Genomic DNA, 13,634 nt, shown 5'->3' with positions numbered 1-13,634 from the left:
TGCGTCGCCTGGCGATCCCGATTTCGTCAAAAGATGATGCAACGCCAGCTTCAAGCCGCGCGACAGCTGATGTCGCTGGGGAAAGAGCACCCCTGCACGGTTGAGGCAGAATTGTCATGATGCAGGTCAGCCACTTGCTCGACCCGCCCAACCGTAAACCAGAACAGCCGGAAAACCTTGAAGATCAGGTCGCAGACAGCGGACAAGGAAATCGAGGAGCGGCGCGTTCGCGTGGTCGTCGCCGAACGCAATCCGCTCGTCGTATCGGCTCTGCGCGAAATGCTGGAATGCGACGGGCGCTTCGAACTCCTGGCTTCGGTGCAAAGCGGCAGGCATTTCCTGGAACTGGCAATGGCGGGCGAATTCGACGTCGCCGTGATCGGCTGGAAGCTCGCCGACATGGATGGCGCGGACGTCCTGGCCGAGGTTCACAGCCGCAAGCTCAATGTGCGCATCGCGGTGTTTTCAAACGATCATGACATCGGCATCCTGAAACAGTGCGTGCGGCTTGGAGCCCAGGGTTACTGCTTCCAGTTCGACGATCCCTCGATCATCTTCGAGACGATCCTGGCGGTCGCGCATGGACGCATCTGCATCCCCTACATCGACATCAACAAGGTCAACGATACACCCCTGGCGCTGCTCACGGTGCGCGAGCGCGAGTTGCTGGCGGTGCTTTCCGACGGCTGGACCAATCTGCAGATCGCGACGCGGACCGGGATTTCCGAGAACACGGTGAAGTACCACCTCAAGAATCTCTACGACAAGCTTGATGTCCGCAACCGGGCGATGGCCGTCGCGCTATATTCGCGAGAGCGGCGTACCCAGAAGCAGCCTTTCGGGTAGGTCAACCGGGTAGGCTACCCCCACCCGCGCGCGGCGAGATGTTACCCGCCAAGGTGTTGTTGGCATTAGCCGTCGAAACGAAACTCCCCACCACCGCTTTGCTGGATCAGGAGGAGTTCGCACCATGGCCGGTTTCACCCATCTTTTCATTCCCGGGCCGACCAACATTCCCGAACAGGTCCGGCAGGCGATGAACCTGCCGATGGAGGACATGCGCGCCGCATCCTTCCCCGATCTTACTTTGCCGCTGTTCGAGGACATCAAAAAGGTTTTCAAGAACGAGACCGGCCGCGTCTTCATCTACCCGTCTTCCGGGACCGGCGCCTGGGAAGCGGCGATGACCAATGTGCTTAGCCCCGGCGACCGCGTGCTGATGTCGCGCTTCGGCCAGTTCTCGCATCTGTGGGTCGACATGGCCGAGCGGCTTGGCTTCGAGGTCGATGTCATCGACTGCGAATGGGGTACCGGCGTCCCGCTCGAGCTCTACGCCGAGCGGCTGAAGGCCGACAAGGCGCATCGCATCAAGGCCATCTTCTGCACCCAGAACGAGACGGCGACCGGTGTCACCAGCGACGTCGCCGGCTGCCGCGCAGCACTCGACGACGCAAACCACCCTGCTTTGCTCTTCGTCGACGGCGTGTCGTCGATCGGCTCGATCGATTTCCGCCAGGAGGAATGGGGCGTCGACTGCGCCGTCAGCGGCTCGCAGAAGGGCTTCATGCTGCCCGCCGGCCTCGGTTTCCTCTCAGTCAGCAAGAAGGCGCTCGTCGCTTCGCGGGGCGCCACCCACCGGCGCTGCTTCTTCTCGTTCGAAGACATGATCCGCGCCAACGATGCCGGCTATTTTCCTTATACGCCGGCTACACAGCTGTTGCGCGGCCTGCGCGCCTCGCTCGACCTGATCGCTGAGGAAGGGCTGGACAACATCTTCGCCCGCCACCATCGCCTCGCCGAAGGCGTGCGCAAGGCGGTCGATGCCTGGGGCCTGAAGCTCTGCGCCAAAGCGCCGAAATGGCACTCCGATACGGTCAGCGCCATCCTGGTGCCTGATGGCATCGACAGCGGCGATGTCGTCAGGCGCGCCTACGCCACCTACCAGACATCGCTCGGCGGCGGCCTCAACAAGGTGTTCGGCAAGGTGTTCCGCATCGGCCATCTCGGCTGGCTGAACGAGGTGATGGTGCTGGCCTCCCTGTCGGCCGCCGAAATGGCGCTGCTCGACTGCGGCGTCCGGCTGGCGCCCGGCTCCGGCGTCGGCGCCGCCATCCAGCATTTCCGCGCCTCTGCCGCCGTGCCGGTCGCCGAAGCGGCCTGAGGGGGAGCCGACGATGAGCCACACCATCAATCATTTGAAGAAGCTCAGGCTGCAGCGCAGCGAGCTCGCGGTTCCAGGCTCCAGCCCGGAGATGATCGACAAGGCGGCCAACAGCGCCGCCGACTTCGTCTTCCTCGATATCGAGGACGCGGTCGCCCCACCCGACAAGGAACGCGCCCGCAGGAACATTATCCAGGCGCTCAACGACATCGACTGGCGCGCCAAGGGCAAGACCGTCTCGGTGCGCATCAACGGGCTGGACACCCATTACATGTATCGCGACGTGGTCGACGTGATGGAACAGGCCGGCGACCGGCTGGACACGATCCTGGTGCCGAAAGTCGGCGTGCCGGCCGACCTCTACATGGTCGAGGCCATGGTCAACCAGATCGAGATGGCCAAGGGTTTCAAGACCCGTGTCGGCCTGGAGGCGCTGATCGAGACCGCGCTCGGCATGGCCAATGTCGAGGCCATTGCCGCCACATCAGGACGGCTGGAAGCCATGCATTTCGGCGTCGCCGATTACGCGGCGAGCTGCAAGGCGCGCACCGTCAACATTGGCGGCCTCAACCCCGACTATCCCGGCGACCAGTGGCATTTCGCGCTGTCGCGCATGACCGTCGCCTGCCGCGCCTACGGCCTGCGCGCGATTGACGGACCGTTCGGCGATTTCTCCGACCCGGAAGGCTACAAGGCAGCCGCAAGGCGCGCCGCGGCGCTTGGCATCGAAGGCAAATGGGCGATCCACCCCTCGCAGATTGCGCTCGCCAACGACGTGTTCTCGCCGCCGGAAAAGGAGGTCACCCGCGCCAGGCGCATCCTCGAAGTGCTGAAGGAGGCCGAGGCGCAGGGCAAGGGAGCGGCCGCACTAGACGGCAAGATGATCGACGCCGCGTCGGAGCGCATGGCGAGGAATGTCTTGGTGGTCAACGAGGCCATCGAACGCGCCGGCCAACTGATTAGCTAACGACCGCGCCACGCATCGACTGTTCAGGGAGGACAAAATGGACATACACGAATATCAGGCCAAGGAACTGCTCGCCCGCCACGGCGTGCATGTGCCGCGCGGCGGACTGGCCTACAGCCCCGAGCAGGCGACTTACCGGGCGCGCGAGATCGGCGGCAGCAAATGGGTCTTGAAGGCGCAGGTGCATTCCGGCGCCCGCGGCAAGGCTGGCGGCATCAAGCTCTGCGCCAATGACGAGGAGATCTCCAGTGCCGCCGAAGCGATGCTCGGCCGCAAGCTGGTGACGCAGCAGACCGGTCCGCGCGGCAAGCTGATCTCCAGGCTCTATCTCGAGGAAGCCGTCGACATTGCGCAGGAGCTCTATGTCGGCTTCGTCCTCGACCGCAAGGAAGAGCGCGTGATGATCGTGGCGTCGGCCGCCGGCGGCATGGAAATCGAGGACATCGTCGAAAAGGCGCCCGATTCCATCCTGCGCACATCGGTCGATCCCGGCGTCGGCATGCAACGTTTCCAGGCACGCGAGATCGCCTTCGGGCTTGGCCTCGACCACAATCTGATCGGCAAGGCGACCGAGACCATCTTCAGCTGCTACCAGGTGTTCCGCGACTACGACGCCTCGATGCTGGAGATCAATCCGCTGGTGGTGACCCGCGACGGCAATCTGATCGCGCTCGACGCAAAAATGTCGTTCGACGAGAACGCCCTGTTCAGGCGCCCGGAAATCTCCGAGCTGCGCGACAAGAGCCAGGAAGACCCGCGCGAAACCTTCGCCAGCGACCGCGGCCTCTCTTATGTGGGCCTCGACGGCAACATCGGCTGCATCATCAACGGCGCCGGGCTCGCCATGGCAACCATGGACATGATCAAGATCGCCGGCGGCGAGCCGGCCAACTTCCTCGACATTGGCGGCGGCGCTTCGCCCGAGCGGGTGGCGAAATCCTTCCGCGCCGTGCTCGGCGACAAGAATGTCGAGACCATCCTGGTCAACATCTTCGCCGGCATCAACCGCTGCGACTGGGTCGCGGAGGGCGTCATCAAGGCGATACGCGAGGTCGGCGTCAACGTGCCGCTGGTGGTGCGGCTTTCCGGGACGAAGGCCGAGGAAGGCCGCCGTATCCTGGCCGATTCCGGCGAGGCGGTGATCGTTGCCGACACGCTGGCCGAAGCCGCCGAAAAAGCCGTCGCCGCCTGGCGCGCGGCCACCAAGAAAAAAGCAGCCTGAGGGAGGTCGAAAAAATGGCAATCCTGCTCAATCGCAGCACCCGGGTCATCGTCCAGGGTTTTACCGGCAAGATCGGCAGCTTCCATGCCGAGGACATGAAACGTTATGGCACCAAGCTGGTCGGCGGCGTCACGCCCGGCAAGGGCGGCCAGAAGCATCTCGGCCTGCCCGTCTTCAACACAGTCAAGGGCGCGGTGCGCGAGACCCGCGCGGAAGCCAGCATCGTCTTCGTGCCGCCGCCCTTCGCCGCCGATTCGATCATGGAGGCAGCGGACGCGGGGATAAAACTCTGCGTCTGCATCACCGACGGCATCCCCTCGCAGGACATGATGCAGGTCAAGCGCTACATGCTGCGCTACCGCTACGAGGACCGCATGCGGCTGATCGGCCCGAACTGTGCCGGCGTCATCACGCCTGGACAGGCGCTGATGGGCATCATGCCGGGCTCGATCTATCTGCCCGGCCGCGTCGGCATTGTCGGCCGCTCCGGCACGCTGGGCTACGAGGCCGCCTCGCAGATGAAGGCGCTCGGCATCGGCGTGTCGACCAGCGTCGGCATCGGCGGCGATCCGATCAACGGCTCCTCCTTCAAGGACATGCTGAAGCTGTTCGAACAGGACGACGACACCGACGCCGTGGTGATGATCGGCGAGATCGGCGGGCCGCAGGAAGCCGAAGCCGCGATCTGGGCGCGCGACAACATGCGCAAGCCGCTGATCGCCTACATCGCCGGCCTTTCCGCCCCAAAAGGCCGCCGCATGGGCCACGCCGGCGCCATCATCTCGGCCTTCGGCGAGTCGGCGCAGGAGAAGGTGGAGATCCTGAAGGAGGCCGGCGTCATCATCGTGCCGACGCCGTCGTCTTTTGGTGAGGTAGTCGCTGACACGCTGACCAGGATGAAGAAGGCTGCCTGATTTCCACTGTCAGGCGGTATCCAGGCTGTTGCGGGAAACACGAGGCGGCGGCGCGGTCGGCATGACCCGCCGCCAGTGTCCTGGAAAATCGACTTCAGGAATTTGCACAGCGCGAAGGCTATCAAACACGCCCCGAATTTAACGATCCGCCGTTTCGGCGCGCCCGCGCAGGCGACAAGATCAGACCAAGATTGCGCAACAAAACTTAATATCACTTCACGCATGCAGCCACTTTGGCCTGAAATAGTCGCAGCATCAGGGGGCTCTTACTGCCTCGCTGCTGTGGAGCATGCATGTTCAAAATGATTTCTGGAATCTTCGCCGGCCGGGCCTCTCTTGCCGCGATGGCAATCCTGTTTTCAACGCATCCGGGGATCGTGCTGGCGGCGGACGCCATTGCCGTCGACACTGATGCCGATACTGGGGATTTGACCCCGCCGCCCGATCCTTCGCGCTTCGGGCGCTTCGAACAGAAACTGACGGACTGGCATGTCGTCCTTGGCGGTGGCGCCATCATCGTCCCCAAATACGAGGGCAGCAACGAATTCAAGGTCATGCCGGTGCCTTTCGTATCGGCGACATTCCTCGATACGGTGACGATCGATCCGACGGGCGCCAACGTCGCCGTCTATGAACACGGGCCGTTCGAACTCAGCGCGCGGCTTGGCTATGACATGGGCCGCAAGGAGGACGATTCCGATCATCTGCGCGGCTTGGGGGATGTCGACATGGGCGCGATCGTCGGCGGCAAGGCGGCGCTGAAGTTCGGCCCGGCGGAAATCTTCGCGCAATTGGACCAGACCGTCGGCGGCAGCGACGGCCTGGAGGGCACGCTTGGCATTGAGCTGACCCAGCCTCTCTCCCAATCCTTGATGGTCGGCGCCAGCGCATCGGTCGTTTTCGCCGACGAAAAATACATGCAGGCCTATTTTGGCGTCACGCCCGAACAATCGGTTCGCTCGGGGTTGGCCCAGTATGATGCCGGCGCCGGATTGAAGCGTGCCGATTTTTCGATTTCCGCCACATATATGCTCAATCAGAACTGGATGGTGCGTGGCCAGGCGGGGGTCGGCATTCTTGTGGGGGATGCCGCCGACAGCCCTGTGGTCGTCGACAAGGTCCAGCCCTCGGGGATGCTCCTTGTCGGATACAGGTTTTGATGCCCACACATCTGCCAATGCAGGCTGCGGCAAACGCCGGCCGTATCGATTTGAACGCCGAGTTCAAATCCCCGAGGCACGAGCCGCATATCCTCATTGTCGAAGACGATATCGAGATCGCGCGCATGCTGGGCGAGACACTCACCGAAAACGGCATGATCGTGGAGATCGCCGGCAACGGCGTGCGCATGAACGCAGCACTTCGTAGCCAGAAATTCGATCTGATCGTGCTCGATATCATGCTGCCTGGCGAGAACGGCCTCAGCATCTGCCGCCGGCTTCGTGCGCACACGAATGTTCCGATCCTGATGCTGACCGCGCTTGGCGAGGAAATCGACCGCATCTTCGGACTGGAGATCGGCGCCGACGATTACGTGACCAAACCGTTCAGCGCGCGCGAACTGACGGCACGGATACGGGCGTTGCTGCGCCGCACCGCTTACGCGCCCGACGAGCGGGACCGATCGAAGGTGCTGCGCTTCAACGGCTGGCGCCTCGATCCCGTTCGCCGGCAATTGCATGACCCAAGCAATGCGCGGGTTGCGACCACGACGCATGAATTCGATCTGCTGCTGGCGTTTTGCCGCAATGCCGGCCGGGTTCTTTCGCGCGAGGAGCTTCTGAGCGTAACCCATGCCGGGCTTGCCGGGCCGATCGAGCGAAGCGTCGATGTCCATGTCAGCCGGATCCGCCAGAAGATCGAAAAGGATGCGCGCGACCCGGTGCTCCTCAAGACTGTTCGGCTGGGTGGCTACATCTTCACCGCGACGGTGGAGGAGGCGTGAGGGGTTTGGTCTGCCGTTTCCTGCCCCAGTCGGTGCGTGGGCAGTTCACGGCAATCATTTTCGCCGCGGTGATTACGATCATGTCCGTCGGATCGGTCGTCGAAGGTTTGATAGAGAATGTTGACCTTCCAGTCGTGGAAGACAGCGCCAGGCGAGCTGCCGTTGTCGCTGCCTTGTTGCGCAAAACACCAACGGAGGATCGTGGTGCGATTCTGGCCGCGGCGACACGCGCCGGCTTTGATTTCAAGATCCTGCCCAGCCAACAGATCCGCGCCATTCCGTATTCCTATCTGCAATGGCGGAGCATCGAATGGCTCTTTCGAATGGACAGTGGGCCCATTGATGGACGCTGGATAAGGATCGACGGCCAATACGCGTTTGTCGTCGATCTGGACCAGCAGAGCGTCCTGGCGCATTTCGGCATGCCCGATTCCTGGCTGACATCAGGCTTCGTCCGTGCCTCGTTTTACAGGTTCATGGCTTTCGTCGCCTTGCCCATCCTGATCTGGCTGTTTGCGGTATGGGCGGTAACGGACCCGCTGAAGCGGATCTCGGCGGCTGTAAGTTCGGCCGAGATTGAGAATAGCGACGAGCTCTTCGTCGAACGCGGCTCGATCGAAATGATAGACTTGGCCCGTGCTCTAAACAGGATGAGAACGCGTATCCGGACGATGATCGAAAATCGCACGCGCATGTTGCGCAGCGTTAGCCACGACCTGCGCACGCCTTTGACGCGGCTGCGGCTTCGCGCCGAGCGCATGGAGGATGGCCCCGTTCGAACCGCCATACTGTCCGATGTCCAGCACATCGAGGATCTGATCGATGAGACGCTGACCTATCTGCGCAACGATGTCTCGACGGAACAACTGCAGCGAGCCGACATTGCCAGCGTGCTGCAAACCGTCTGTGCCGAATTCTCCGATGTCGGGTTCTCGGTTTCCTATTCCGGACCGGACAGGCTTCTTGGCTGGTGCAAACCCAATGCGCTGGCGCGTGCGATCACCAATTTGTGCGACAATGGGGTCAAATTCGCTGGCAACGTCACCGTCGCATTGACGCAGACCGACACAGCGGCGCGCATCGCGATCGGCGACGATGGACCAGGCATTTCGATGACGGCGCGCTCCCGCGTCTTCGAACCATTCTTCAAGGAGGACATGTCACGCGGCGTTGCGTCGAAGCACGGTTTCGGCCTGGGCCTGTCGATCGTAGCGGATATCATCCAGGGTCACGGCGGCAAGATCGAGTTGCATGACAACCAGCCAACCGGGCTCGTCGTTACCGTCGATCTGCCGAATGGACCAGGTATCCTGCCGTCATGAACGCTTGGCGTCGGTCGCATGCCAAGGGTAATGCGCGGGCACGTCAAACGAGATGCGCCCTGCCCGCCATCGGCGGCTGATACAAATCGGATTTCGGGAGGGAGAATGGTGCGGTCGAGAAGACTCGAACTTCCACGGGTTGCCCCACAGCGACCTCAACGCTGCGCGTCTACCAATTCCGCCACGACCGCACGTGGTAGGAGCCGGAACCGACCGGCACGCGGCGTGTAGCAAATCGTTTCCGGCGAAACAAGTGCGCGGCAAGCAATAATCTCAACCGATTGGCATAACGGTCCACAGGATTGGAATACGGCGCAGGAACTGGACGTTTTGAGCGATTGACGCCATATGGGAGGCAGATGCATGTCGCCCGAAAGTGCAAGCGGATCGCGGCGGCACAAGCGAAAAACGAAAAGCCATGCCAGAACGCAGCCAGATTGCCACGTCGTTCCTGCCGCTCCCCGGTTCGGCACCGGTCGAGTGGCGCATCGAGCCTGATCTCACCGCCTATCCCGATGCGATCGCCTTCATGGAGACGCGCGCCGAGGCGATCCGCAGCGGGGCCGCCGGCGAAATGGTCTGGCTGGTCGAACATCCCCCGCTCTACACCGCCGGCACCAGTGCCCGCATCGAGGATTTGATCGAGCCTGACCGGTTTCCGGTCTTCGCGGCCGGACGCGGCGGCGAATACACCTATCATGGGCCGGGCCAGCGGGTTGCCTATGTCATGCTTGACCTGAAGCGGAGGCGCGAGGACGTGCGCGCTTTCGTCGCCGCGCTCGAACAGTGGATCATCGGCACGCTTGCTGCCTTCAACGTCCATGGCGAGCGCCGCGAGGACCGGGTTGGCGTCTGGGTGGTGCGGCCCGATCGCCCTGCCTTGCCGGACGGCTCGCCGGCGGAGGACAAGATCGCCGCAATAGGCATCAGGCTGCGGCGCTGGGTGAGCTTTCACGGCATCGCCATCAATGTCGAGCCGGACCTCGCCCATTTCAGCGGCATCGTACCCTGCGGCGTGCAGGACCACGGCGTCACCAGCCTCGTCGACCTCGGTCTGCCCGTTGGCATGGCCGACCTTGATCTGGCGCTTAAATCAGCCTTCGAGGACGTGTTCGGCCCCGCCACGGCCTTGCCCGTCGAAGCGGCGCGCAAGGTCGGTTGAGCCTTCGCCAAATCACATGGCGCCGATCCAGATCGCCATGGAAATGAGGAATGTGCTCATGCAAACCAGCGAGATGACATCCTGAACCAGATCGGTCATAACTCTCTCCTGTTGTTGATATGTTCTCAATTTGTTCTAATTTTGTTTCAATGTCAACGGACGGAACCCGGCTGCCTCCAGAATCTCCGGGCGATCAAATCGGCAGGGTTAAGGAAAGGTTGACGGCGCGGGACCTATCAACAGGTCAGGAAGATGTGGGCGACGCCCTCTTCCCGTAGCGTATGGATGAGCCTTTTGCGGCTCATGGCGCGTTTCAAGCCATTGCGATTGCTCGCCTGGGGCAAGCTATATTAACGCCTGCTTAATCTCAGCCGGGACAATAGTGGGCAAGCTGAACGACTACCGAGTGATGGACGTGGGGCAACACCAAGGCGCCAATCAAGCTGATCGTTGGCGAAAGCGCATGAGGCAAGGCCGCCGGTGGCGCCTCCCGCGCAACTTCGTAACCTGGCTGCTCATCCTTGTGATGATCGCGATCTCTTCCACCCTGATCGCACTGAAGGCTCACTGGCGGTTCTGATCCCCCAGTGACCCTCGGAGAGATCAAAATCCCTACAGCGGCACAACCTTGCCGTCGGCCAGCGTAACGCGCCGGTCCATGCGCGAGGCCAGGTCGTGATTGTGGGTCGCGATCAGCGCGGCGAGTCCCGATTGCTTGACCAGTGCGCTCAGCGCGTCGAAGACATAGGAGGCGGTGACCGGGTCGAGGTTGCCGGTCGGCTCGTCGGCCAAAAGCACCAGCGGCGCATTGGCGACGGCACGGGCAATGGCGACGCGTTGCTGTTCGCCGCCGGAAAGTTCGGACGGCCGGTGCGAGGCGCGCTTGCCGATCTGCATGTAGTCGAGCAGTTGCGCCGCGCGCTCGGACGCTTCCTTGCGGCTCAACCCCTTGATCAGCTGCGGCATCATGATGTTTTCCAGCGCGGAAAACTCCGGCAGCAGATGATGGAACTGGTAGACGAAGCCGACATCGTTGCGGCGGATTGACGTACGCTCGTCGTCGGACAATCGCCCGCAGGCCCGGCCGGACAGGATCACGTCGCCGGCGTCGGGGCGTTCGAGCAGGCCGGCGGTATGCAGCAGCGTCGACTTGCCGGTGCCGGACGGCGCCACCAGCGCCACCATCTCGCCGCGCTTCAGCGCAAAATCGGCGCCGTTGAGAATGGTCAGCTTGCGCGGCCCCTGGACATAGTGCCGTTCGACGCTCTTCAACTCGATAATGACCTCAGCCACTACTCGTACCTCAAGGCTTCGACGGGATCGAGGCGAGCCGCCCGCCACGCCGGAAACACCGTCGCCAGGAAAGACAGGCCGAGCGCCATGATGACGACATAGGTCGTCTCGCGCGGATCCATTTTGGCCGGCAACTGGCTGAGAAAATAGAGTTCCGGGTTGAACAGCACCTTGCCGGTCATCCACGAGAAGAACTGCCGGATCGATTCGATGTTGGTGCAGATGACGACGCCGAGCAGCACGCCGGCCAGCGTGCCGGTGACGCCGATCGCAGCACCCGTCATCAGGAAGATGCGCAGGATGGCGCCGCGTGAGGCGCCCATGGTGCGCAGGATGGCGATATCGTGCCCCTTGTCCTTCACCAGCATGATCAGCCCGGAAATGATGTTGAGCGCCGCCACCAGCACGATCAGCGTCAGGATCATGAACATGACGTTGCGCTCGACCTGCAGCGCCGAAAAGAAGGTCTCGTTGCGCTGGCGCCAGTCGACCATGTCGATCGGCCGCTGCGCTGCCTCTTCGACCTTCGGTTTCAGCGCGTCGACATCGTCGGGATTGTCGACATAGATCTCGATCGTCTGCGCGCGGCCATCCATGTTGAAGTAGAGCTGCGCTTCGGAAAACGGCATATAGACGATGGAAGTGTCATATTCCGACATGCCGACTTCGAAGATCGCCGCGATCTTGTAGCCCTTCATACGCGGGGTCGTGCCGATCGGCGTCACGTCGCCATCGGGCGAGATCAGCGTAATGGTGTCGCCCAGCGTCAGCCCGAGATTCTCGGCCATGCGCTTGCCGATGGCCACACCCTCGCCTGTATCGAAATCGGCGAGCGTGCCTTGCTTGATGTTGCTGGCGACGATCGAGATCTTGCCGAGATCATCGCCCCTGATACCGCGCACCAGTGCGCCGGTGCCGCCGCCGACATTGCCTTGCGCCAGCACCTGGCCGTCGATCAGCGGAATGGCGTATTTGACGCCGGGCACGCCGTTGATGCGGCCGGCAACCTGGGTGTAGTCCTCAAGCGGCGAATCGAGCGGCTGCACGATCAAATGGCCGTTGACGCCGAGGATGCGCGTCAACAACTCGGCGCGGAACCCGTTCATCACAGCCATGACCACGATCAGCGTCGCCACCCCCAGCATGATGCCGAGGAAGGAGATCGAGGCGATGACGGAAATCACCGTCTCCTTGCGCCGCGAGCGCAGATAGCGCCACGCCACCATGCGTTCGAAGATGGAGAACGGGCCGGCGCCCGCCGATCTTGTCGCCGCCGCCTCGGTCATGCAGCAGCACCGAAGCGCTTTTTCGCGTCGGCCAGCGGCAGCGTTTCACGCTCGCCGGTCTTGCGATTCTTGATCTCGATCTCGCCGGCGGCAACGCCGCGCGGCCCCACGATCACTTGCCAGGGCAGGCCGATCAGGTCGGCGGTGGCGAACTTGCCACCCGGCCGCTGATCGGTGTCGTCGTAAAGCACATCCTTGCCGGCAGCAGTGAAGGCGGCATAGAGTTCGTCACAGACGCGGTCGCAATCGGCGTCGCCCACCTTCATGTTGATCAGGCCGATGTCGAACGGCGCCACGCTGTCCGGCCAGATAATGCCGTTCTCGTCATGGCTGGCTTCGATGATCGCCGCGACAAGCCGCGACGGGCCGATGCCGTAGGAGCCACCGGAGACGAAATGATCCTTGCCGTCGGGCCCGGTCACCTTGGCGCCCATGGGCTTGGAATATTTGTCACCGAAATGGAAGATGTGGCCAACCTCGATGCCCCGCGCCGAGACACGGTCCGCTTCGCCGAGCTTGTCCCACGCCGCTTCGTCATGCATCTCGTCGGTGGCGGCGTAGGGCGTCGTCCACGTTTTGACGATGTCCGATATCTCGGCGTCATTGGCGAAGTCGGTGTTTTCGCCGGGCACCTGGAGCGACAGATAATCGCGATCGCAATAGACCTGGCTTTCGCCGGTGTCGGCCAGGATGATGAATTCATGGCTGAGATCGCCGCCGATCGGCCCGGTGTCGGCCCGCATCGGGATCGCCTGCAGGCCCATGCGCGTAAACGTCCTGAGGTAGGAAACGAACATCCTGTTATAGGCCGCTCTCGCGCCTTCGAAATCGAGGTCGAAGGAATAGGCATCCTTCATCAGGAATTCGCGTGAACGCATGACGCCGAAGCGCGGCCGCACCTCGTCACGGAACTTCCACTGGATGTGGTAGAGATTGAGCGGCAGGTCCTTGTAGGACTTGACGTAAGCGCGGACGATCTCGGTGACCACTTCCTCATTGGTCGGACCGTAGAGCATGTCGCGATCCTGACGATCCTTGATGCGCAGCATCTCCTTGCCGTAGTCGTCATAGCGGCCGCTTTCGCGCCACAGATCGGCTGACTGGATGGTCGGCATCAGGATTTCCAGCGCGCCGGCGCGGTTCTGTTCCTCGCGGATGATCTGGCATACCTTGTCGAGCACGCGCTTGCCGAGTGGCAGCCAGGAAAAACTGCCCTGCCCCTGCTGGCGGATCATGCCGGCACGTAGCATCAGCCGGTGCGAGACGATCTCGGCCTCGCGCGGATTTTCTTTGAGGATGGGCAGGAAATAGCGCGACAAACGCATGGACTGGTCCGTGAATGAGAACGGCCACGCCAGAATC

At 62.4% G+C, this 13,634-nt stretch carries 12 protein-coding genes and 1 tRNA gene; 9 read left to right on the top strand and 4 right to left on the bottom strand.

Features of this window, described 5'->3' with window-relative positions; all coding sequences use genetic code 11:
* Positions 1–177 precede the first annotated feature (177 nt).
* From EB235_RS18700 to EB235_RS18665, 8 genes are all read left to right on the top strand, one after another.
* Positions 178–846 carry a response regulator transcription factor gene (locus EB235_RS18700; protein WP_080680752.1) on the top strand — a complete coding sequence of 223 codons (669 nt, stop codon included), beginning with the start codon at positions 178–180 and terminating at the stop codon, positions 844–846.
* A 124-nt stretch (positions 847–970) separates the two neighbouring features.
* Positions 971–2,161 carry an aminotransferase class V-fold PLP-dependent enzyme gene (locus tag EB235_RS18695; protein WP_027029542.1) on the top strand — a complete coding sequence of 397 codons (1,191 nt, stop codon included), beginning with the start codon at positions 971–973 and terminating at the stop codon, positions 2,159–2,161.
* A gap of 13 nt (positions 2,162–2,174) precedes the next feature.
* Positions 2,175–3,128, top strand: a complete 954-nt coding sequence (locus EB235_RS18690) for an HpcH/HpaI aldolase/citrate lyase family protein (RefSeq protein WP_027029543.1) — start codon at positions 2,175–2,177, stop codon at positions 3,126–3,128.
* 37 nt (positions 3,129–3,165) lie between these two features.
* A complete protein-coding gene (locus tag EB235_RS18685) occupies positions 3,166–4,350 on the top strand; it encodes a malate--CoA ligase subunit beta (RefSeq protein ID WP_027029544.1) in 1,185 nt (394 codons plus the stop codon).
* A 14-nt stretch (positions 4,351–4,364) separates the two neighbouring features.
* Positions 4,365–5,264 carry a succinate--CoA ligase subunit alpha gene (gene sucD, locus EB235_RS18680; RefSeq protein ID WP_027029545.1) on the top strand — a complete coding sequence of 300 codons (900 nt, stop codon included), beginning with the start codon at positions 4,365–4,367 and terminating at the stop codon, positions 5,262–5,264.
* A gap of 293 nt (positions 5,265–5,557) precedes the next feature.
* Positions 5,558–6,424 (top strand): MipA/OmpV family protein, encoded by an 867-nt coding sequence (locus tag EB235_RS18675; protein ID WP_027029546.1) that lies wholly within the window; start codon positions 5,558–5,560, stop codon positions 6,422–6,424.
* A 17-nt stretch (positions 6,425–6,441) separates the two neighbouring features.
* Complete coding sequence (locus EB235_RS18670; protein ID WP_027029547.1) at positions 6,442–7,209, top strand: response regulator; 768 nt, start codon at positions 6,442–6,444, stop codon at positions 7,207–7,209.
* Positions 7,206–8,531 carry a sensor histidine kinase gene (locus EB235_RS18665; protein WP_027029548.1) on the top strand — a complete coding sequence of 442 codons (1,326 nt, stop codon included), beginning with the start codon at positions 7,206–7,208 and terminating at the stop codon, positions 8,529–8,531. Before EB235_RS18670 ends, EB235_RS18665 begins: the two co-directional genes overlap by 4 nt.
* Positions 8,532–8,637: 106 nt before the next feature.
* Here EB235_RS18665 and EB235_RS18660 read toward each other — a convergent pair.
* Positions 8,638–8,722, bottom strand: a tRNA-Leu gene (locus EB235_RS18660).
* A 227-nt stretch (positions 8,723–8,949) separates the two neighbouring features.
* Between EB235_RS18660 and lipB the strand changes: the two genes are divergently transcribed.
* Positions 8,950–9,693, top strand: coding sequence for a lipoyl(octanoyl) transferase LipB (lipB, locus tag EB235_RS18655; protein ID WP_027029549.1), 744 nt, complete (start codon positions 8,950–8,952; stop codon positions 9,691–9,693).
* 612 nt (positions 9,694–10,305) lie between these two features.
* Here lipB and EB235_RS18650 read toward each other — a convergent pair.
* From EB235_RS18650 to proS, 3 genes are read right to left on the bottom strand one after another with little or no spacing between them, the layout of a single operon-like run.
* Positions 10,306–10,986 carry an ABC transporter ATP-binding protein gene (locus tag EB235_RS18650; protein WP_027029550.1) on the bottom strand — a complete coding sequence of 227 codons (681 nt, stop codon included), beginning with the start codon at positions 10,984–10,986 and terminating at the stop codon, positions 10,306–10,308.
* Entirely contained in the window at positions 10,986–12,272 is a 1,287-nt protein-coding gene (locus EB235_RS18645; RefSeq protein ID WP_027029551.1) for a lipoprotein-releasing ABC transporter permease subunit, read from the bottom strand. The genes EB235_RS18650 and EB235_RS18645 overlap by 1 nt, the downstream gene beginning before the upstream one ends.
* Positions 12,269–13,597, bottom strand: coding sequence for a proline--tRNA ligase (proS, locus tag EB235_RS18640; RefSeq protein WP_027029552.1), 1,329 nt, complete (start codon positions 13,595–13,597; stop codon positions 12,269–12,271). Before proS ends, EB235_RS18645 begins: the two co-directional genes overlap by 4 nt.
* Positions 13,598–13,634 lie beyond the last annotated feature (37 nt).

It is taken from the genome of Mesorhizobium loti R88b (assembly GCF_013170845.1).
In the GTDB taxonomy this organism is placed as follows: domain Bacteria; phylum Pseudomonadota; class Alphaproteobacteria; order Rhizobiales; family Rhizobiaceae; genus Mesorhizobium; species Mesorhizobium loti_B.
This window is presented reverse-complemented; position numbering and strand designations above follow the sequence as displayed.